General features: G+C 69.5%; 14 protein-coding genes. 3 read left to right on the forward strand and 11 right to left on the reverse strand.

Features of this window, described 5'->3' with window-relative positions:
* The first annotated feature begins 112 nt into the window (after window positions 1–112).
* Window positions 113–3370 (forward strand): DUF4397 domain-containing protein, encoded by a 3258-nt coding sequence (locus tag ABJF88_12335; GenBank protein ID MEP0547713.1) that lies wholly within the window; start codon window positions 113–115, stop codon window positions 3368–3370.
* 244 nt (window positions 3371–3614) lie between these two features.
* On the opposite strand, the gene tgt is transcribed toward ABJF88_12335, so the two are convergent.
* The 3 genes from tgt to zwf all read right to left on the reverse strand — a co-directional run bounded on the left by tgt (window position 3615) and on the right by zwf (window position 7754).
* Window positions 3615–4745 (reverse strand): tRNA guanosine(34) transglycosylase Tgt, encoded by a 1131-nt coding sequence (gene tgt, locus ABJF88_12340; protein MEP0547714.1) that lies wholly within the window; start codon window positions 4743–4745, stop codon window positions 3615–3617.
* Window positions 4746–4827: 82 nt separating this feature from the next.
* Entirely contained in the window at window positions 4828–6147 is a 1320-nt protein-coding gene (locus ABJF88_12345) for an aminotransferase class V-fold PLP-dependent enzyme (GenBank protein ID MEP0547715.1), read from the reverse strand.
* A 74-nt stretch (window positions 6148–6221) separates the two neighbouring features.
* On the reverse strand, window positions 6222–7754 hold the full coding sequence (gene zwf, locus ABJF88_12350; GenBank protein ID MEP0547716.1) for a glucose-6-phosphate dehydrogenase: 1533 nt from the start codon (window positions 7752–7754) through the stop codon (window positions 6222–6224).
* Between the two features lie 129 nt (window positions 7755–7883).
* Here zwf and ABJF88_12355 point away from each other — a divergent pair, with 129 nt between their 5' ends.
* Window positions 7884–8999, forward strand: coding sequence for a multicopper oxidase domain-containing protein (locus ABJF88_12355; GenBank protein MEP0547717.1), 1116 nt, complete (start codon window positions 7884–7886; stop codon window positions 8997–8999).
* 22 nt (window positions 9000–9021) lie between these two features.
* On the opposite strand, the gene ABJF88_12360 is transcribed toward ABJF88_12355, so the two are convergent.
* The 7 genes from ABJF88_12360 to ABJF88_12390 all read right to left on the reverse strand — a co-directional run bounded on the left by ABJF88_12360 (window position 9022) and on the right by ABJF88_12390 (window position 15042).
* Window positions 9022–9363 (reverse strand): hypothetical protein, encoded by a 342-nt coding sequence (locus tag ABJF88_12360; protein MEP0547718.1) that lies wholly within the window; start codon window positions 9361–9363, stop codon window positions 9022–9024.
* Between the two features lie 52 nt (window positions 9364–9415).
* Complete coding sequence (locus tag ABJF88_12365) at window positions 9416–9838, reverse strand: DUF2007 domain-containing protein (GenBank protein ID MEP0547719.1); 423 nt, start codon at window positions 9836–9838, stop codon at window positions 9416–9418.
* A gap of 35 nt (window positions 9839–9873) precedes the next feature.
* The gene (locus ABJF88_12370; GenBank protein ID MEP0547720.1) at window positions 9874–10455 is read right to left on the reverse strand and encodes a hypothetical protein; all 582 of its coding nucleotides are present in this window, start codon (window positions 10453–10455) and stop codon (window positions 9874–9876) included.
* Between the two features lie 57 nt (window positions 10456–10512).
* Window positions 10513–11844: an AI-2E family transporter gene (locus ABJF88_12375; protein MEP0547721.1), complete on the reverse strand. Its 1332-nt coding sequence runs from the start codon at window positions 11842–11844 to the stop codon at window positions 10513–10515.
* Window positions 11845–11895: 51 nt separating this feature from the next.
* Entirely contained in the window at window positions 11896–13023 is a 1128-nt protein-coding gene (locus ABJF88_12380; protein ID MEP0547722.1) for an MlaD family protein, read from the reverse strand.
* Between the two features lie 156 nt (window positions 13024–13179).
* The gene (locus tag ABJF88_12385) at window positions 13180–14031 is read right to left on the reverse strand and encodes an ATP-binding cassette domain-containing protein (GenBank protein MEP0547723.1); all 852 of its coding nucleotides are present in this window, start codon (window positions 14029–14031) and stop codon (window positions 13180–13182) included.
* 81 nt (window positions 14032–14112) lie between these two features.
* Complete coding sequence (locus ABJF88_12390; protein MEP0547724.1) at window positions 14113–15042, reverse strand: ABC transporter permease; 930 nt, start codon at window positions 15040–15042, stop codon at window positions 14113–14115.
* Window positions 15043–15289: 247 nt separating this feature from the next.
* On the opposite strand from ABJF88_12390, the gene ABJF88_12395 reads away from it, so the two are divergent.
* Window positions 15290–16483: a beta-propeller fold lactonase family protein gene (locus tag ABJF88_12395; protein MEP0547725.1), complete on the forward strand. Its 1194-nt coding sequence runs from the start codon at window positions 15290–15292 to the stop codon at window positions 16481–16483.
* A 135-nt stretch (window positions 16484–16618) separates the two neighbouring features.
* Here the strand turns inward: ABJF88_12395 and ABJF88_12400 are convergent, their stop codons facing one another.
* Complete coding sequence (locus ABJF88_12400) at window positions 16619–21877, reverse strand: translocation/assembly module TamB domain-containing protein (GenBank protein ID MEP0547726.1); 5259 nt, start codon at window positions 21875–21877, stop codon at window positions 16619–16621.
* Window positions 21878–21884 lie beyond the last annotated feature (7 nt).

The raw sequence follows: 21884 nt of genomic DNA on the forward strand, positions 1-21884 counted from the left end.
AACCATAGCCATCGAGCGCCCGGCTCTCCGGGCTCCCTCTGCCCCCGCGTAGGTTCCGCGCTGAGGGCTCTGGCCCTGCTCCTCTCTTTTCTCCGATCTAACCGTTCTCCTCATGTCTCTTGCGACCACGCCGGGCCGCCTCGCGTACGCGCTGAGCCTCGCCCTCCTCCTCGCCCTCTTCGCCACCGGCACCGCACAGGCGCAGTGGATCAACGAATTCCACTACGACAACGCGAGCACGGACGAGGGAGAAGCCATCGAGATCGTCCTCCCAAGCTCTGCTGACCCCGCTGACTTTGACCTCTACCTCTACAACGGGAACGGCGGTGCCGTGTACGACGGCCCGATCAACCTCGCCACCTTCACTGCCGGAGCATCGGAGACGGGGTTCACGGTCTACTCTGCCGCCATCGCCGGCATCCAGAACGGGCCGGATGGCCTCGCGCTGACGGAAAACGGCGTGCTCGTCTCCGGCCAGTTCCTCTCGTATGAGGGCGCGTTCGACGGCGTGGGCGGCCCGGCCGATGGAGTAACCTCCACCGACATCGGCGTGATGGAGCCGAGCGATACGCCCCTCGGTCAGTCGCTCCAACTTATCGGCACCGGTAGTGCCTACGCCGACTTCACGTGGGCCGGCCCGGTCGCGTCCTCGTTCGGCAGCATCAACGACGGCCAGACGGCGGCGGCCAGCGGTACGCCGGTCGTCACGTTCACGGCAGCCGGTGGCAGCGTGGCCGAGGGCGACGACGCCACGCTCACCGTCGCGCTCGACTTCCCGAACGACACGCCCGACGGCAACCCCGTCACCGTCACCGTCACGTTCGACGAGGACGCGAGCACGGCCAGCGCGAGCGACTTCTCCGGCCCGACGCCGGTGCAGGTCACCTTCGACGGTACCGCCGACAACGAGGAGCAGTCCGTCATCGTGAGCGCGGTGCCGGACGAGGCTATCGAGGGCGACGAGACGGCCGTTTTCGACCTCTTCGTCGCGGGCGGCATCGCTGAGCTCGGGACGCCCGCCACGTTCACCCTCACCATTGAGGACGGCGACGCCCCCGAGCCCGCCCGCGTGCAGGTGATCCACAACGCGCCCGACCCGCTTGCCGAGTTCGTGGACATCTCGATCGTGGACGTCGGCGCAGGCGGCGACGGGGCCACGTTCCAGGACGTGCCGTTCCGCGGCGCTACGCCGTTCTTCGACCTCGCCCCCGGCACCTACAACGTGCTCGTCACCGACGAGGAGGATCTCGCCGTCGTCATCATCGACGAGACGGTGACCGTCGTGTCCGGCGAGGCCTACCAGCTCATCGCGAGCGGCGTCGCCGACCCGAGCCAGTTCGAGCCGAACCCGAGCGGGCAGCCCATCGCCGCCACGCTCATCGTCGAGGCGAACGCGCAGGAAACCTCGACCTCACCGGACGCGGTTCACGTCAACGTCGTCCACGGGGTCACCGATGCCCCGGAGTTCGACGTGCTCAACGCGGGGAACGGTGCCGTGCTCGTAGACGACATCGTCTACGGTGAGCTTTCTGGTTACTCGGGGTTCGATGACGACCAGATCCTCCTCGCGGTCTCCGCGACGGATGGGAGCGGAATCCTTGGCCTCTTCGTCGCCGACTTCAACGGCGCGAACGGCGAGGCGCTGACGCTCCTCCTCTCCGGCTTCCTCACGCCGGAGAACGATCAGGGCGGGCCGGGCCTCGGCATAGTAGCCGTACGGCCAGACGGCACGTCCTTCCTGCTGACACGGTTTTACGACGTGGACATCGCCGAGGCGCGGGCGCTCCCCAACGGGAGTCTTGTGCTGATCGAAGGCGTCGTCACGCGGGCGATGGGCGCGTTCACGCGGATGCAGGACGCGACCGGCGGCATCACGATCCGCCAGACCAACGGCGCCTTCTTCGACGACGTGGCCGACGGCACGATCGCGCCCGGCACGGAGGTCGGGCTCATCGGTTTCACGAGCGAGTTCAACCAACTCAAGCAGATCAACGGGAGCGACCTCCAGGATTACACGGTCTTCGGCACAACGGGCGTACCGGAGCCCCAGCTCGTGAGCCTCGAGGAGATCGCGAACAACGGCGAGGCGTACGAGAGCGAGCTGATCCAGGTATCGACGCTCGTCGCGCTGACCGGCGATGAAACGTTTCAGGCGGCCACGACCTACGAGATTGCGGAGTTCGACGTCCAATTCCCCGTCACGCTCCGCGTCCCGAGCGCGGACGACACAGCCATTGACGGCACGCCGATACCCGATGGGTTCTTCACGTTCACCGGCGTCCTCGGCCAGTTCGACAGCGCCGACCCGGACGCGGGCTACCAGCTCCTCCCGGTGCAGGAGGACGACGTCGAGGCGCAGGAGGTCGTGACGGCGCCCGTCCAGATCATCCATAACGCGCCCGACCCGGCCCTCGCTGAAGTGGATGTCTACGTCGATGGGCAACTCCTCCTCGACGACTTCGCGTTCCGCACCGCGACGCCGTTTGTCGGCGTGCCAGCGGACGTGGAGGTGGAGGTCGCCGTGGCGCCGGGCGACTCTGACAGTGCGGACGACGCGATTTTCACGGCGACGTACACCCTCGCTTCCGAGGACGCGGCCTACCAGCTCATCGCGTCCGGCGTTGGCGAGGGAGACTTCGAGCCGAACCCCGAAGGCGAGGACATCGCCTTCACCCTCCTCGTCAATCCAGATGTACTCACCAAGTTCACCCCCGACTCCAACGTAGATCTCAACTTCGTCCACGGCACGCCGGACGCGCCGACCATCGACGTGCGCACGGGCGTGACGCAGGACATCATCCTCTTCAACGATGTGGTTTACGGCGGCATCACGGGGTACCAATCCATTGCCCCAACCGCTCAAGTTCTAGAGGTGAGCACGGCTGATGGGGCCACGACTGTGGCAGTGTTCGACGTGGACCTCACGGACCGTGAGGACGAGTACGGGACGATCCTCGCGTCGGGCTTCCTCACGCCGGGCAACGAGCCGGGCGATGCGCCGAGCTTCGGCCTCCTCGTCGTGTTGGCCGATGGCTCGGAGTTCTTTGCCGCCCCGAGGATCACGCCGGGCACCGAAGACGGAACGACCGTCCCGACCGCCTTCGCTGTCGACGGTACCTACCCGAACCCGTTCGTCACGACGACGACGCTGCGCTACGACCTCCCGGCCGACGCGCTCGTGAGCGTCGAGGTGTACGACGTGCTCGGCCGCCGCGTGGCCGAGGTCGCGCCCGAGGCCGTGTCCGCCGGGTCCGGCCGCACGGTCACGCTCGACGCGGCGCTCCCGTCGGGGACGTACGTCTACCGCCTCACGGCCGAGATGCCGGCGGAGACGCGCACCGAGACGGGCCGGATGACCGTCGTTCGCTAAACGCACAGATCGATCCCAGACCGCGAGGTCGGGCGAGGCCGTAGCCCGGCCCGACCTCGCACTTAATGCCCGGTGGCAGTGCAATTCCTGAGCATTTTCCGGGATCTGCCGTCCTCCTTGCTCCCTGTCATCCTGAGCTTGTCGAAGGATCTCCCGTGCTGAACCGGCTTGTTCAAGAGAGATCCTTCGGCTCCGCTGCGCTTCGCTCAGGATGACAGAGGAGAGGCAGCGGCAAGCTGGAACGTCAAATCCGGCGGCTGATGCGGGGCAGGATCTCCGCCTTCCACGCGGCGAAGCGGCCGTCGCGAATCGCGGCGCGGGCCTCGCGCATGAGCCACGTGTAGAACGCGAGGTTCTGCATCGAGGCGAGCTGGAGGCCGAGGATCTCGTTCGCGACGAGGAGGTGGCGGAGGTACGCCTTCGTGAAGTGCCGGCTCGCGTACGCGTCGAGGCCCGGGTCGATGGGCTCGAAGTGCGTCTTCCACTTCGCGTTCTTGATGTTGACCGTGCCCTCGGTCGTGAAGAGCGTGCCGTTGCGGCCGTTGCGCGTCGGCATCACGCAGTCGAACATGTCGATGCCGCGCGCGATGTTCTCGAGCAGGTTCTCCGGGGTCCCGACGCCCATGAGGTAGCGCGGCTTAGCCTTCGGCAGCAGCGGCGCGACGACCTCGACCATCTCGTACATCACCGGCGCCGCCTCGCCGACGGAGAGCCCGCCGATCGCGTAGCCCTCGAAGTCTAGCTCCACGAGCCGCCGCGCCGACTCGCGCCGGATCTCGGGGTAGGTCACGCCCTGCACGATCGCGAAGAGGGCCTGGTGGTGGCCGTAGAGCGGGGCGGTCGCGCGTAGCCGGTCCTGACACCGCTTCGCCCAGCGGATCGTCAGTTCGTTCGAGCGGCGCGCGTAGGTCTCGCTGACGTCGGCGGCCGGGCACTCGTCGAGCACCATCATGATGTCCGAGCCGATCGAGCGCTGCGTATCGACGACGGACTCCGGCGTGAAGAGATGGTACGAGCCGTCGAGGTGGCTCTGAAAGCGGACGCCCTCTTCGGTGATCTTCCGCCGGTCGGAGAGGGAGAAGACTTGGAAGCCGCCGGAGTCGGTGAGGAGCGGGCGGGGCCAGCGGATGAACTCGTGGAGCCCGCCGGCCGCTTCGAGCACATCCGTGCCGGGGCGGAGGTAGAGGTGGTACGTGTTGCCGAGGATGATCTCGGCCTGGACGTCGTCCATCAACTCGCGCGGCTGCACCGCCTTCACGCTGCCGACGGTGCCGACGGGCATGAAGACGGGCGTCTCGATCGCGCCGTGGTCGGTCTCGATGCGGCCGAGGCGGGCGTCGGTCTCGGCGTCTTCGTGGAGGAGGGTGAACGTCACGGGGCGAGCGGGCGGGTAGGACGGCGGGGTCCGAAGCTACGCGCCTGCCCTCGGCCGCGCCGTCCGTTCACGCGAAGTTGCGCTACCCCAATTCGGCAATCGCGGCGACCGTGCGGTCCACCTCGGCTTCGTCGTTGAGCAGGCTCGGGGCGATGCGGGCGTACGAGACGGGATAGGGGCTCGTGCTGCCGACGATCCCCCGTTCGTGCAAGTGCGCCACGACCTCGTCCGGCGTGTGTCCGTCGACGTCGAAGCAGATGATGCCGGCGGAGAGGGCGGGGCTCATCGGGGTGTAGAGCCGGACGTGCGGGAGGGCGGCGAGCGCCTCCTTCGCCCGCGTGTTGAGCCCGTAGATCCGCTCCTGCACGCGCGCTTTCCCGATCTGCTGATGGAATCGGAACGCCTCGCCGAGCGCCCACCGGTGCTCGAACGAGTGGAAGCCGCCGGGGCTGAACCGGTTGCCCGGCGTCACGTACGGCGTGTCCGGCGGGAGCGCGCCGAGCCACACGCCCACCGCCGGGCCGAAGCTCGGGATGACGAGGTCGAGCCGCTCCCACGCCTCGGGCCGGCCGTAGACGATCCCCGTCCCGCGCGGGCCGAAGAGCCACTTGTGCGTCCCCGCGATGAAGAAGTCGGCGCCGAGGCCGTCCATCGTCACGTCCTCGATGCCGATGCCGTGGACGCCATCCACGCAGAGGAGCACGCGGTCGGCCGCGCCGCGGCCGGCGTTGAGGTCGCGGAGCGCCTCGGCCATCGCGGCGATGGGCAGCTTCACGCCCGTCGAGGAGTGGACCCACGTGACGGCGAGCACGCGCGTCCGGTCTGTGACCGCCGCCCGCATCCGCCCGGCGACCTCGTCCACTGACGTCGCGGCGGGGTCGTCGTAGAGCGCCACGCGGCGGACGGTCGCGCCCGTCCGCTCGGCGCGGAGGCGGAGGGACTCGATCGTGGCGTAGTGGTCGTGCGGCGTCGTGAGGATCTCGTCGCCGGGCTGAAGGCGGAGCCCGCCGTAGATGAGGCCGAGCCCCATCGTCGTGCTGTCGGTGAGGGCGACGAGGGCGGGGGCGACGCCGAGGTAGTCGGCGGCGGCGGCCTCCACTTCGGGCTCGGCCGTCATGAAACGCTCCTCCCAGTACGTCACGGGGTCTTCGTCGAACCCGCGTCGGTGGCGCTCGATGGCATCGGCGACGGGCCGGGGGTGGCTGGCGAGGAGGAACGTCGCCATATGGACGTGGGCCCGCGTCAGCGCGAACTGATCGCGCACGGAATCCCAAGCCATCGGGTCGAAGGGACGGGGGACGACCGGGGCGAGTGCGGCCGGGGCGGCGGCACCGAGGACGGGGAGGGTTCCGGCGGCTCCGAGGGCCAGACCCGCCTGCTTGAAGAAGGCTCTGCGTTCCATTGGATAATCTCCGACGATAGGACAAACCTATCCAATGTAGTGCGGAGAATCGTTCTGCGTATCCGCCCGCTTCGTCAGATAATCGCGCCGGGAACGGGGGCCGGCGTGTCGACGAGGGGCTCGATCCACGCGCGGCCTTCGTGCGCGAGGAGGCGGTCGGCGGCGGCGGGGCCCCACGTGCCGGACATGTAGTTCGGGAACTCGCTCGGCGCCCCCTTCCACGCTTCGAGCACGGGGGCGACGACGGCCCACGCCGTCTCCACCTGATCGGAGCGCATGAAGAGGGTCGCGTCGCCGCGGACGGCGTCGAGCAGGAGCGTCTCGTAGGCGTCGGGCGGGGCGGCGCCGAAGGTCTCGTCGTAGTCGAACCGCATCGAGACGGGGCGGAGCAGCATCGACGGGCCGGGCCGCTTGGCCTGGAAGCGGAGGACGATGCCCTCGTCGGGCTGGATGCGGAGGATGAGTCGGTTGGGCTGCCACGCCTCGTCGGCGCCGGCGGGGAAGGCGCGGTGCGGGACGGGGCGGAACTGGACCGAGATCTCGCTCACGCGCCGCGGCATCCGCTTCCCCGTCCGGAGGTAGAACGGCACCCCGTGCCAGCGCCAGTTGTCGACGTCGAGCTTGAGCGCGGCGTAGGTCTCGGTGATGGAGTGCGGGTCCACGCCGGGCTCGGTGCGGTACGCCGGGACCTCCTCCCCTTCGATGTAGCCGCGCCCGTACTGCCCGCGCACGGCGACGTCGTGGACGTGCTCGGCGGGGATCGGACGGACGGCCCGCAGCACGTCCACCTTCTTGTCGCGCACCTCGTCGGCCCGGAACGCGACGGGCGGCTCCATCGCGACGAGGCAGAGGAGCTGGAGGAGGTGGTTCTGCATCATGTCGCGGAGGGCGCCGGCCCGCTCGTAGTACCCGCCCCGGTGCTCGACGCCGACCGTCTCGGCGACGGTGATCTGCACGTGGTCGATGTAGCGGCGGTCCCAGATCGGCTCGAAGAGCGCGTTCGCGAAGCGGAAGGCGAGGAGGTTCTGCACCGTCTCCTTCCCGAGGTAGTGGTCGATCCGGTAGATCTGGCACTCGTCGGCGGCCTTGAGCAGGGTCTTGTCGAGCGCGCGGGCGCTGGCGAGGTCGTGTCCGAACGGCTTCTCGACCACGAGCCGCGTCCGCTTCTCGTCGCGGAGGAGCCGGGCGTGGGCGAGCCCCTCGGCGATGGGCTCGACGAGGAACGGGGCGACAGCGAGGTAGAACACGCGCTCCGGCTCCTGCCCGTTGCCCCCCGCGAGGGCGTCGAGCCGCTGCGTGAGCGCGTCGTACGTCTCCGGCACCGTCACGTCGCCCTGCACGTAGGCGAGGCGCTCGGCGAACGCGGACCAGCTCTCGGCGTCGGCGCTCTTGGGGAAGAAGCGGCCGAGGGTCTCGGCGGCGTCGGTGGCGAAGGCGCGGAACGCGTCGTCGTCCATCTCCCGCCGGTCCACACCGACGATGGCGAGGTGCTCGGGGAGGTAGCCCTCGCGGTAGAGGTCGTAGAGGGCGGGGAGGAGCTTGCGGTGCGCGAGGTCGCCGGCCGCGCCGAAGAGGACGAGCTGGACGGTATCGGGGAGCTGGGGCATGGCGTCGGCGAGAAGGGGGAGCGGGGCGAAGCGGAGGTTTCTCCAGGGATTAACAGGGGGAGGATAGGGCAGACGGCGCGAGGGTGGTTAATTTGGAATCGATCTAAATACGACTCCCCGCCCAGCCTCATGCGCGCTCTGCTACCGATCCTCGCCGCCGTCCTCCTCCTCTGTTCGCCCACCGCGCAGGCGCAGCCCGATCCCGGCGGCATGACGCGGACGTACTACGTCGCCGCCGAGGAAGCGCTGTGGGACTACGCCCCCTCCGGCACCGAGCAGATGATGGGTCGCCCCTTTACCCCAGACGACAGCGTCTTCGTCGCGAGTGGCCGCGACCGCATCGGAAGCACCTACCTCAAGGCCCGCTACGTCGAGTACACCGACAGCACGTTCACCACACCGAAGCCTGTCCCGCCGGCGTGGGCGCACAAAGGCGTCCTCGGCCCCGTCATCCGCGCCGAGGTCGGCGACTCGATCCACGTCGTCTTCCGCAACAACGCGCGCCGTCCGTACTCCGTCCACCCCCACGGCGTCGCGTACTCGAAGGCCCACGAGGGCGCGATGACCGCCGACGGCACGACGGGCGCCGACCGCGCCGACGACCTCGTCCCGCCCGGTGGCACGTACACCTACCGCTGGTTCGTGCCCGAGCGCGCCGGCCCCGGCCCCGCCGACCCGTCCTCGATCGTCTGGCTCTACCACTCCCACATCGACCCGACCGCCGACATCAACACCGGCCTCGTCGGCGTCCTCCTCGTCACCCGACGGGGCGCGGCCGACGCCGAGGGCCGCCCGGCGGACGTGGACCGCGAGTTCGTCACGCTCTTCAACGTCTTCGACGAGAACCGGAGCTGGTACCTCGCCGAGAACGCCCGCCGCACGATCCCCGACGCGGACCTCGAGGCGCTCACGGAAGACGAGGTGTTCGTCGAGGGCAACCTGATGCACGCCATGAACGGGTTCGTCTTCGGCAACCTCCCGCTGCTGCAGATGACCGAGGGCGAGCGCGTCCGGTGGTACCTCGTCGGGCTCGGGACGGAGATCGACATCCACACGCCGCACTGGCACGGCAACACCGTGCTCTGGAACGGCCACCGGACCGACGTCCTCCCCCTCATGCCCGCCGTCATGCTCACGGCCGACATGGTCCCCGACAGCCCCGGCATCTGGATGTACCACTGCCACGTCGACGACCACCTCGACGCGGGGATGACGGGCCGCTACGAAGTGATCCCCCGGCGTTGATGTGTGCGAGTAGCTGGGTCGGTCACCCGTGCAGCAGCCATGCGAGCCCCGTCACGAGCAGTCCGACGACGAACAGCGTCCCGAAGATCTGCTTGTTGTAGCGCGCCAGCCAGAGCGGGAGGTAGATGTCGAAGTTGTCGGGCCGGTCGTCGGTATAGCGCGCCGCCACGTCCGTCAGCGGGCAGCGCCAGCGGTTGGCGAGGAGCACCAGCACCTCGACGAGCACGAGGCCGATGAGCACGAGGGCGAGCGCGAAGTGCCCCCGCCACGCAGCAATCGGGATGACGACGATGCTGCCCGCGAAGACGGCCCAGACGACCGTGTGAACCAGCTTGACGAGGCGGAGCACCGTGTCGGGCGTCATGACGCAATGCGGGCGAATCGGCTGCCAGGCCCCGGCGAGCGGGCAGCACTGTTCATCGGTGGCGAAGAACTCCCAACGCTTCCTCGGCGACGGGCTCCGGTACGAGGACCGATACACGTCCGCCTGCCCCGAACGCTCCTTCACCCATGATGCTGTGGGGGAGACCAGCGTCATTGAGAGACGCCGCGGCGGCGTGGGCATCGAGAGGATTGTCGAAGGCAGCGACGGCGACGAGTTGGGAGTGGTCCTCTTCATCCTCCGGCGGCTCAACATCAGCGAGGATCTCCTGTGCTGCTTCCGCGGCGTCCTCAGGCACTTGAAGCTGGACGCCGCCCAGCGCTACAGAGCTGAGCCCATCAGCGTTGACCATGTGCTCGTTGGCTAGGCGACAGAAGATGTCTTCGCTCTCCAGCAGCGCTTTCATGAGGTGCGCTTGAGCCGGAAAGGTGAAGGTGGCGACCGTGATGAGGCGCATACAGATCGGGGCTGCGGAGTGTATGTAACCGCCGTTTACGCCGCGCGCACGAGCGGGGCCGAGGTCTGAACCTCCGTCCGCACGGCGAGGTGGGCTTCCAGCCGGTCGAGATCTTCCGGGGCGAGGCCGAGGACGAGCGGGCCGCTCGCGGTGCGGAGCAGCAGCAGCTCGGCGGGGAGGCGGTTGACGAACGCGCGCGTCGCGGCGTAGCGTCGCCAGTGTCGGTGGTAGGCGTCGGCCGAGATCCGCTCGGCGGCGTGGATGCGGGCGTAGGGAAGCGACAGCGCCTCCGTCCCCTGCCGGACGTCGAGCCCACCCTCGTGTGCCTCGACCGTGACGGCGGGCTTCCAGCCGAGGAGACAAACACCGCCGAGCAGTAATCCGCCGACGATCTGCACGGCGAAGTACCACGGCTCCGGCGTCCCGCCCGGCCCGATCGCCCCGAACGCCACCCAGCCCCACTGGCTCAGCAGCGACCCCACGCACAGCACGAGCGCGGCGGCGACGAAGTAAAAGCTCTCCGCCTGCCGGCGGTCCTGCGCCCAACGCCCCGCCAGCCGGCCGAGGAGCGAGGCGGGGGGATAGAACGACGGCGGCGTGACGAAGCGAAGGGGCACAGGCTGCGGGGTGCGTGAGCGCTGAAAATAAGGTGGATATCTCAAAAGGGCCACGCGTCAGCCGGCGGGCCGTGTACGCCCGTCCGAGCCGCCGTTCGGCGACTCCGGCGCGACGATCAGCGGCGCCGTTCGCGTCCCCGCATCTTCCATCAACTTCAGCGTCATTTCCTCCCGGTACGTCGTGTAAAACGTCACGAGCAGCGCCGTAAGCGGTACCGCGATGAGGAGGCCGAAGAACCCCATCGTCGCGCCGAAGACGAGGAGCGAGAGGATCACGAGGACGGGGTGGAGCCCGACCTGGTGGCTCAGGATGTTCGGCGAGAGGATCGTCGCCTCTAGGATCTGCTGCCCGAAGAGGACGAGGACCACGACGAGGGCGTCGATCGGCGTCCCGAAGATGAGGGCCACGACGACGCCGAGCACGTTCGTCAGGATGATCCCCACGTTCGGGATCATATTCAACAGGCCGGCGACGAGCCCGATGAGGAGCGGGAACGGGGCGCCGAAGAGGGCGAGGAAGAGCGACACGTTGAACGCCGCGATCGCCGAGATCACGAACTGCCCGCGGAGGTACGAGCCGACGATGTGGCCGATCCGCGTGAGGTAGTCCCGGTCGCCGCGCACCTTCGGGAAGAGCCCGATCAGGTTGCGTTCGATCGTCGGGAAGTCGCGGAGCGTGTAGAAGAGGAGGACGGGGACGAGCGTCACGGTTGTGACGAGGGCAATGATGGAGGAGACGCTCTGCGTGAGGGTCTGGAGCATCACCGGGATCTGGGCCACGAGACCGCCGACCTGCTCCGGCAGGATCGACGTGAGCTTCGCTTCGAGCTCGGCCCGCTCGACGAGCCCCGACGTCTCGAGGTACGCCACGAGCGAGCTGTCGAGGATCCAGTTCACCACGTTCGAGAGGTTCGAGAGCAGCCCCGCGGCCAGCACCTCCACCTTCCCGATCACGTTCGGCACGAGGATGACGGCGGCCGCGACGAGCGCGCCGACGGCGACGAGCGTCAGCGCCAGCGATGGCGCCCAGCGCGGGACGTTCCAGCGGCGCTTCGCCGCGCTCACGGCCGGGTCGAGGAGGTACGCCAGCAGGTACACCACGGCGAACGGGAGGAGCACGCTACCCATCACCGAAACGAGCCACACGAGCAGCAGCAGTCCGCCCGCGAGAAGCATCGACTGCACGACGCGGTGCTCGCGCAGCGGCCACACGAGGACGCCGCCCGCCGCCGCGAGCAGGAGTGGGCTCAGCACCGCGCGCAGCTCGACGGCGAGGAGGAAGAGGGCGACGAGCCCGCCCAGCACAAGCAGGCCCTGGAAGACGACCACCCGCGAGAGCGAGAACCGCTCGCGCTGCTCCTCGTCGGCAGGGGGAAGGGGAGAGGACATGGGGCGGGAGGGGTGCGGGGGACGTGGCCCGCGCCCGGCAGTCAGCGGCCGCTACTGGTCGCCGGAGGGAGCCGGGTCACGGAGGCCCAACGTGCCGGCCTCGTCGTCCGCGTCCGCGTCGAGATTCACGTCGGGCACGGGCGCGTCGGCGGGGACGACGACGCCTTCCTCTTCGGCGAGGCGCTGCTGCCACTCGTAGAGCTCGCGCTCGCGCTGTTCGAGGGCCTGGTACGTCTCTTGGAGCGCTTGCTCGCGGATCTCGAACGGGGCCTTCTCGCGGTAGCCGCGCCGCTCGTAGTACCCCTTGAAGAACCAGTTCTCCTTGAGCGCCTCCATGTTCTCGGCGAGCCTGAACATGGCGAGCGTGCCCCAGTTGGCCGCGTCTTCCATCCGGTCCGTCACCGTCTCCACGTCGTCAGCGGCGGCGCTGAAGGCGGCCGTCGCGTCGAGCGCGTTCTGGTAGAGGTCGTCGTCGTTGAGGATGCGGGCGAGGGAGCCATCGCCGGTGTTGATCTTCTGGATCATCTCGTTGATCCCTCCCGACGCGTCGGCCGCGATGCCGACGAGGGCGTCGGCCTGCTGCGTGAGGCTGCGGAGGGCGACGCGGGTCTCCTGCGTCGTCAGCACGGTCTCCTCGTAGAGCCGGTCGTCGTAGAGGAACGCACCGAGCGTGCCCTCGCCGCTGCGGATGTCGCCCATGATGCCGGTGAACGCAACGGTTACCGAGTCGAAGCGCGCGACGGACTCAAACATCCGGTCCGTCACTTCGGTGAAGTTGAAGGGGTCCACGCCGCTGATCGTCCCGCCCTCGGCGACGATGGGCTCCGTGTCGCTCCCCCCGGCCAGCACCACCATCATGTTGCCGACGAGGCCCTGCGTCTGGATCAGCGCGCGGCTGTCTTGGCGGACGAGCTTCCGCGCCTCCTCCCGGATCGCCATGCCGACGGTGATCGGCGCGCCGGGCACCTCGGGCAGCGCGATGTACTCGACGCGGCCGACGCCGATGCCCTGATACTGCACGGGGGCGCCGGGCAGGAGGCCGCCGGCGTCGTAGAACTCCGCCTTCACGCGGAACGTGTCGGAGAGGAGGAACGTGCGGTTGGCGAGGACGAAGAGCGCCAGCATGAACGCGACGACGCCGCCGAGGACGATGAGGCCGAGCCGGGCTTGACGGGACATGGGGGATACCGGTTGCGTGGGGCTGAGGGAGTATAGCTAACTACGGCGGTGAGTCGGTAGTATCCGGCGAGCCGGAACGACGAGTTTCGAGCTACGAACGACGAATGGGTACTCGTCGAAAACTCGTCACTCGTCGGTCGAAACTCGTCGCTCGCGTCACGTGCCGTATTCCTCGGTGCCGTAGAAGAACTCCTCGAGGATGGGGTCTTTCGTCTCGCGGATCTCGTCGAGCGAGCCGCTCGCGATGAAGCGGCCCTGGTAGAGGAAGTGGGCCTCGTCGGTGATGATGCTCGCGGCGAGGAGGTCGTGCGTGATGGCGACGGACGAGATCCCGCGCTCGTCGCGCAGCCGCACGATGAGGTCGGAGACGACGCGGACGCTGACGGGGTCGAGCCCGGTCGTGGGCTCGTCGTAGAGGATGATCTCGGGCTCGAGGATGACGGCGCGGGCGAGGCCGATCCGCTTCTTCTGCCCGCCGGAGAGCTCGGCCGGGAACTGCTTCAGCGTCTGCGAGAGGTTCACGTCCTCCACGGCCCGCTCGATGCGGTCCTGCTTCTCGCCCTTCGAGAGCGTCGTGTGGCGGTCGAGGTAGAACCGCATGTTCTCCTCCACCGTCATCGAGTCGAAGAGGGCGCCGCCCTGGAAGAGGTAGCCGATCGAGAGGCGGACGCGGTCGAGCGCGTTGCCGTCGAGGAGGTCCACGCGCTGGCCCTTCACCCACACCTCGCCCTGGTCCGGACTGAGGAGGCCGACGATGTGGCGGATGAGCACGCTCTTGCCCGAGCCCGAGCCGCCGAGCACGACGGCGCTCGTCCCCTTCTTCACCGAGAGCGAGACGCCGCGCAGCACGTGGTTCTCGCCGAACGTTTTGTGGACGTTCCGCATCTGCACGATGACGTCGTCCGGCGGCGGCGGCGAGCCCCCGGTGACGGGCGCGGCGTCGGAGCCGTCGACCGGGGCGGTCTCGGGCATCGCGTCGGGGCCGGAGGTCTTAAAGGCGTCGAACATGGGGGACTGGGACGTCGGGGAATCGGAGGTAGAGACGCCGCGCCGGGGCGTCTCTACGGGATGGCGCGGGGCCGAGGGTCGCTACCCGCCGGACACGTCGCCGAAGACGAAGAGCGAGATCCGCACGACGACGACGTCGGCGATGAGGATGAGGAGAGACGAGAGCACGACGGCCTGCATCGCCGCCTGCCCCACCTCGCGTGTGCCGCCGCGCACGGTGTAGCCGAGGTAGCACGCCACGATGCCGACGATGAACCCGAAGATGCTCGTCTTCATCGTGTCCACGATCACGTCCACGAAGCGCATCGACGAGAACGCCGTGTCGATGAACACGCGCCAGTCCATGCCCGAGGCGAGGTTGGACTCGAGGAACCCGCCCGAGAGCGCGATCACGTCCACGAGGATCGTCATGAGCGGGAACATGATGACGCAGGCGAGCACGCGCGTCACGACGAGGTAGTGGAACGGCTTGAGCGCGGCGGCCTCCATCGCGTCGATCTGCTCGGTGACCTTCATCGAGCCGATCTCGGCGGCGAAGCCGGCCCCGAGCCGGCCGGCGAGCACGAGGCCCGTGATGACGGGGCCGATCTCTTTGAACACGCTGAGCGCGAGCATGCTCGGCAGGAACGCCTCGGCGCCGAAGCGCGCGAGCGTGCCTCGGCTCTGCATCGCGAGCACGATGCCGATCGCGAGGCCGCAGACGCTGACGAGCAGGAAGCTCTTGCTCCCCACCTCGTCCATCTGGTTCAGCAGCTCCTTGAACTCGAACGGGCGCCGCCAGAACCGCTTGAAGAACTGGCCGATGAAGGTGAAGAGCCGGCCGGCCTCGTCGAGGAAGCCGTAGAGCACGCTCTGCGAGTGGCGGATGCGCTCGATCGTCCGCTCGGTGAAGCTCTTCTCGCGGAGGATCTTCTCGTTCGCGCGCGCCTTCCGCGCCTGCCGCGTCCGCTCGGCGAACGAGGTGTCCGGGGCGGACCGGGACTCTGGATCGGTAACGCGGGAGGGCTCCATGCGGGCGGCGGCGAGGAAGACGGGCGGCGGGTCAGACGGCGGTCCCGTAAGGTAGGCGCGGACGGGGGTGAAAAGAACGGGGCGCGGCCGGTTCCGACAGGCCCTGAAGCGACTTCGCGGCATGAAATCGAAGCCGGGTGTCTATTTATTTGTCGCTTACAATGCTCATTTTTATAAGTTTGGGAGGGCGCCTCCTGGTTGGGCGACCTCCTCTCCTCCAACATAGCTCCCCGCGAGGGCAACGATAATGGCACACTTCATCGGACGTTTTGGTCTCCTCCTCCTCTTGGTTACGACGTTCATCGCCCTGCCCGGCTGCGACTCGGACGACCCCGAGGACGAGCCGCTCGGGGCCGTGTTCACGATGACGAACGCGGCGGCCGGCAACGAGGTGGTCGCCTTTCGGCGGGCGCTAGACGGCGGGCTAACCCGCATCGGCGCCGTCTCAGCGGGCGGGCTCGGCGGCGACCTGCCGACCATGCTGCCGGTGGATCCACTCGAATCGCAGGACGCGCTGATCCTGAGCGCGGACAACCAGTTCCTCTTCGCCGTCAACGCGGGGAGTGATACGGTCGCTTCGTTCCGGGTGCAGGACGACGGTTCGGTCGTGCTCATCGGGACCGTACCGTCCGGGGGCGGCTTCCCCGTGAGCCTCGCCGCGAACGGCGACCTCCTCTACGTCCTCAACGTCGCCGGGCAGGGGAACATCAGCGGCTTCCGCGTCGCCGCCGACGGCGCGCTGACCCCGCTCCCCAACTCGACGCGCCCGCTCAGCGGCACGCCCACGCCGCCCCCCCTCAACGGCTTCGTGGCGCCCGGCAACCTCTCCTTCAGCCCGGACGGCCGGCACCTCGTCGTGACGGAGAAGGCGACCGACCTCATCGACGTGTACGTGGTGGGGAGCGACGGCACGCCGAGCGCGCCCATCGTCCAGGCGTCGGCCGGGCCGACGCCCTTCGGCGGCGAGTTCGACAGCGGCGGGTTCTTCATCGTCTCTGAGGCGAACGCGATGAACCCGCTCATGCCCGTCCCCGGCGGCTCCTCTGTCACGTCGTACTCCATCGCCGCCGACGGCACCCTTAGCGCCGTCACCGCTGCCGCGCCAACGCTCGGCACCGCCGCGTGCTGGATCGAGGTCTCCGACGACAACCGCTACGTCTACACGACGAACACGCTCTCCGACACCATCACCGGATTCCGGCTCGGCGCCGACGGCACGCTCACCGCGCTCGACCCGGCGGACGGGGTGACGGCGCAACTCGGTGCGATGAGCTTCCCGCTCGACATGGCCTTCGCCGGGGAGTACATGTACGTCCTCGCGGCGGGCGGCGGCGCGGTCAACGGGTTCCGCGTCGGGGACGACGGGAGCCTGACGGCGATCCCGGGTGCCACGGTCGGCGGGCTCCCCGGCCCGACGGTCGAAGGGCTCGCGGCCTTCTGAGCTGGCCTGCGGCGGACCCCCTGCCGCTCTCGCGGTCACCCGCAAGGCTCGTTCCCGGCTTCGCGCGGCTGTCCCCCTCGTCGAGGGGGACAGCTTTGCGAAGTGCCCGGAGGGACGAGCAAGGCTGGGGGTACGTCAGTACGAGAGCTCGATCTGCGCCGCGCCGCCCGTGCCGCCGGTGTTGCGGCGCTCCAGCCGGAGCAGCAGCCAGTTCAGGAGCTGGTACTCGATCGTCACCTCGGGAATCCGCCCGTCCTGCTCCTCCCGGCGGCCCCGGCCCTCGACGACGACCTGGCTCACGGAGGCGAACGTCCGGCTCGTGACGTAGCTGCCGAACGTGACGACGATGGCCTCGTCCGGCCGCTGCGTCACCTCGACGACGTCGAGCCCGAGGGAGTTCGCCGCGAGGCCCTCGACGATCGAGGCGAGCTGGCTGACGGCGAGGTTCGAGGCCCCGGCCCCGCCCTGAAACGCTGTCCCGGCGGGACGTCCGGTGGCGATGTACGAGATGATGTCGGTGTTCTCCATCGCCGGGTCCGCCGAGAGCGTGAGTTCGAGGCCGTCCTCGGCCTGCTCGCCCTCGGCTCCAAGCCGGCCGGCGAAGGTGAGGAAGATTGTGGCCTCATCTTCTGGCCCCTGGCGCGCCGGGACGCGGAACGCCGCCTCGATGTCGATCATCGTCTCGGAGACCGGCCCGTTGAAGGTGAGCAGGCCGCGCGTGATGTCGAAGTTGCGGCCGTAGAGCTCGACTTTCCCGCGGACGACTTCGATGGAGCGGAAGAGCTGGTTCTCGCCGCCGGGCGCCTTCTCGACGAGGAGCGTCCCGACGAACTCGATGTCGAAGACCGGATTCGTCCGGCTCCGCAGCCACACGTTCCGGTTGATGTTGATGTCGAGGTCGAGCGCGAGGTTCTGCACGAAGACGGAGCGCGCCGTGTCGGCCTCGGTGATGCGGGTGCCGAACGTGGCCTCGATCCGCTGGATCTGCGCGTCCGTCAGCTCCACCTCGGCGATGTCGGGTCCGGTGAGCTCTTCGGTGAGGTAGATGTCGCCGGAGTCGAGCGTGAGCGCGCCGACGAGGCGGGGGAACTCCGTGGTGCCCGTGAAGAGGAGCGGGCCCTCGCGCGTGGTCAGCCGGAGCTCCTGGTAGGTCGGCGTCTCGATGACGTTGAAGTCGTCCATCTCGAGCGCGATCGCGAGCTCGCCGAGGGAGAGCTTCGGGAGGGTGATCGTGCCTTCGGCGAAGAGGCGGCCGTTGCCGCCGGTGCCCGCGCTCGCCTCGCGGATGCGGACGGTGTTGCCCTCGAACGTGAGGGGGATCCTGACGTCCTGGATCGTCCGGCCGAGCGTGAGGACGCCGAGGCGGCCGTCGGCGAGGAGGGCGTCGCCGCTGAGCTGGGGGTCGGACTGCGTGCCGGTGATGGCGAGGTCGATGTCGAGCGCGCCGCCGACCTCGGTGAACGTCTCCGGCGGGAGGAACGGCTCGGCCCACGCGACGGGGAACGAGTCCGCGCGGACGACGAAGTCGACGTCGGCCGAGGGCGCGGCCTCGCTGACGGGCCCGCCGAGGGAGAAGTCGAGGGGGAGGAAGCCCTCGGCGCGGAGCTCGCGGCCAGAGACGTGCGTGAGCAGGGCGTCGAGCGTGAGCCGGAAGTTGGCGTAGTCGAGGTCGAGGTCGAGCGCGCCGACGGTCTCGCCGCCGGCGACGAGGCTGTCCACGCGGAGCGTTCCGTCGATCACGGGCGAGGCGGCAGGGCCACTCAGCACGAGCGTCGTCGAGAGCACGCCGCCGACGCCGTCGTAGCCGACGAGGTCGGTGACGACATCAATCTCGAACTGCTCGACGGTGAGCACGAGGTTCTGCTCGCCGTCGAGGTCGACGACGCCGTCGACGGCGATCTGCTGGTCGCCGGAGTAGAGGAGGAGGTTGCGGAAACGGTACTGCTGGCCGTACGAGATCGTCGACTCCTGCAGCAGCTCCCACCGCTCGCCGTCCACGCGGAAGGAGAGCGCTTCGAGTGTGACCGTCTGCTGCTCGGGGTTGAGGTCGGTGCGGAGGCGGAAGTTGAGGTCGCGCCGCTGGTCCACGCCGATCTCGCCCGAGGCGGCGAGGTTCTCGCCGTCGTAGGTGAGGTCGATGTCGCCGCCGTCGATCCGGATCGACGGCAGGGCGAGGAAGCCGAACTCGACGCGGGCCGTGCCGATGAAGCCGAGGCCGAACGCCGTCGAGTCGGCCGCCGTCGAATCCACCCCGACGGCGACCGGCGTGGCGTCGGCGAGGCCGCCGACGTACTCACCGTTGAGGCGGGCGTCGAGCGTGGAGATGCGGACGTCGCCGTAGGCGAACTGCTGCGCCGAGGCCTGCACGTCGAGGCGGAGCGGCCGGCCGGGCTCGCCGCTGACGCTTCCGACGAGCCGGCCCTCTTCGAGCGTGAGCGGCTGCGCGAGGAAGGGGTTCAGCGGGGCCGTGTCTTTCACCGTGGCGTCGAACGTGAGCTGGGTCCGCTGCGTCTGCTGCGCGTCGAAGAGGGCGATCTGCCCCTCGCCCGTGGCGTCGGCGAACGACGAGCGGAGTTCGAGCCCGTCGAGGCGCAGCACGGACTCGGCGAGGGCGAACTCGGTGCGGAGCGTGTCCACGGTCGCGCCGACGAGCTGGCTGTCGCCGCCGCGGAGCGAGCCCGAAAGCGTCATCGTCGCAGGGTCGAACCCCTCGCCCTTCACGTCGAAGGCGAGGTTGACGGAGGTCGCCTCGGCCTGGTCGTCGCCGAAGAGCGCGGCCACGTCGAGGCTGTCGAGCGTGCCGGCCGTGTTGTAGGTCGGGCGCTCGTCGAAGGGGCGGCCGGAGAACGTGAACGCCGCCGCGCCCTGCTCGAAGTCGAGGTCGGCCGAGGCCTCGGCGTAGCCCCGCGCGAGGTCGAACTCGACCGTCCCGGCGTCGAGGCGCGCGCCGTTGATGCGCGACGGGAGGAGGATGACGCGGCCCGTGATGTCCGACAGCTGCGGGTCGAAGCCGTCAGCGTCGAGCTCGAGCCGGCCGTTGAGGTCGGTCTGGAGGGCGGGGTTGTCGAGCACGAGCGCGAGGTTGACGCCGCGGAACGTGCCCTCGCTGAGCCGGAGCGTGGGGACCTCGTCGAACGGCCGCCCGGCGACGGCGAACGTGAGCGCGCCCTCGGGCGTCGTCGCGTCCACGGTGAGGTCGAGCGCGCCGCTGCGGAGCGTGCCTGTGACGGTGCCGGCGGTGAGTTGCTGCTGGCGGTAGCGGGAGTCGCGGAGGTCGAGGCGGAGGTCGAGCGCGAGCGTCTGCGGGTCCGTCCCCGTGCCCGTCACGTCGAACGCGCCGGTGAGGTCGCTGGACTGGCCAGGGTCGCCGGTGAGCGCGGCGAGGTCGAGGTTGCGGACGTTGCCGCGGGCCTGATACGTGAGGGGCTCAGCGAAGGGCCGCGCCGAACCCACGGCGTCGACCCGGCCGATCTCGGCGAAGTCGGCCTCGGCGTCGAAGGTCAGATTGCCGCCGCGAAGCGTGGCGGACACGTCGGCGGCGCTGATGGCGTAGGTGTCGTAGCGGGAATCGCGGAGGCCGAGGGCGAGGTCGAGCGCGAGCGTCTGCGGGTCGGTGCCGCTGCCGGAGAGGGCGAAGGGCCCGGTGAGGTCGGTGTGCGTCGTGTCGCCGGTGACGGCGGCGATGTCGAAGTTCTGCAGCCGGCCCTCGTCCACGGTGTAGGCGAGCACGTCGGCGAAGGGGCGGACGGTGCCCTGCGCGGTGACGGAGCCGTCGCCGTCGCTGAAGTCGAGGTCGGCGTTGTAGCGGACCTCGCCCCGCGTGAGCGCGGCGGTGACGGCGGCGCGGTCGAGGTCGATCTCGCCGTATTGCGTGCGGCCGAGGTTGAGCGACGCCGTCGCGATCATCTCCTCCGGGTCGATCCCCCGGCCCTCGACGGCGAACGTCCCGCTGAAGCGGCCGGACTGGCTCGGGTCGCTGAGGAGGCGGGCGAGGTCGATGTCGTTGAGTTCGCCGCGGAGGTCGTAGGTCGGCGTCTCGGCGAAGGGACGGGCAGTGCCGCGCGCGATCAGCTTGCCGCCCGGCACGGCGCCGCCGAGCGTGAAGTCGGCGAGCCCGTCGTCGAAGGTGCCGACGAAGTCGAGCCGCTGGATCTGCTGCTCGCCGAAGGACGAGGCGCTCATTTCGAGGTCCACACGGCCGTCGATCTCCTGCAGCGACGGGCCGCTGAGGTCCACGTCGAGGTCGCCCGTGAGGTCGCCCGCGAGCGCGGGGTCGCCGAGGATGCGGCCGGGGTCGAGGTTGCGGACGGTGCCCTCGGCGGCGTAGCGGACGGGGCCGTCGGCGCCGGCCGAGAAGACGCCGTTGAGGTCGAGCGCGCCGCCCTCGCGGAACTCGGCGTCGACGCGGGCGAGGATGTCGTCGGGCGTGCCCTGCGCCTGGAGCCGGAGGTCGAGCGTGCCGTAGACCTCGACGGGGGCAAAGGCGCGGACGTCGCTGAAGGCGAGCGGGCTGGCCTGCACGTCGACGTCGAAGGTGAGCGGGCGGTCGGGATCGCCGTAGTCGAGGGCGCCGCTCGCGCGGACGTCGCTGTCGGCGGAGTTGAGGAGGAAGGCGTCGACGCGCGTCTGCGCGGCGGTGAAGGCCCCGGCCCCGGCGAGGCGGACGGGCCCGGCCTCGCCCGTCGTCGGCGCGGGCGGCGTCGCCGTCGCCCACAGCGTATCGAGCGTGCCTTCGAGCCCGTCGGCCCCGCCCGTGGTGAAGTCGAGGATGCGGGCGTGGAGGCCGTCGACGGTGAGGACGGAATCGCGGCGGGGCGAGTAGAACCGGACCTCGGCGGCGGCGCGCGCGATGCGGGCCTCGTCGATGAAAACGGTGAAGCCGGGTGACGTGGCCGTGGTGTCGGCGGCGTCGGCCGGGGCGAGGAGGCGGGCGACGTTCCACGTCGAGTCCGCGTCCTGCCGGGCGTAGACGGCGAGGCCGGCGGCGTACACCTCGCCGACCGAGAGCCGCTTGTCGAGGAGCGTCGTGAGGTTGTAGTCGATCTCGACCGTGTCGAGCGTGATCACCGTCTCGCCGCGCTCGCTGATTTCGAGCCCGATCAGGTACGCACCCGTGAGGAAGTTGCCGTCGATGCGCTCGACGGAGACCGTGGCGCTGTCGGAGAGGAGGCCGCGGATCTGGTCGACGGCGATGTTCTCCACCTTCTGCCGCCCGAATTCCGTCTGCAGCAGGAGCACGACGAGGAGGACGAGCCCGAGCACGACGGCGAGCGCGATGAGCAGGCCGCGCCCGATGCCCCGCAGCACGCGCTGCCACCGGGCCCGCTCGCGCTCGCGCTGCGGCTCCGGATCGGGCTCCGGCATCGGGCTGTCTCGGGTGTAGACGTCGGCCATCGGGGCG

The organism is Rhodothermales bacterium, from assembly GCA_039944855.1.
GTDB lineage: Bacteria > Bacteroidota > Rhodothermia > Rhodothermales > JANQRZ01 > JBBSMX01.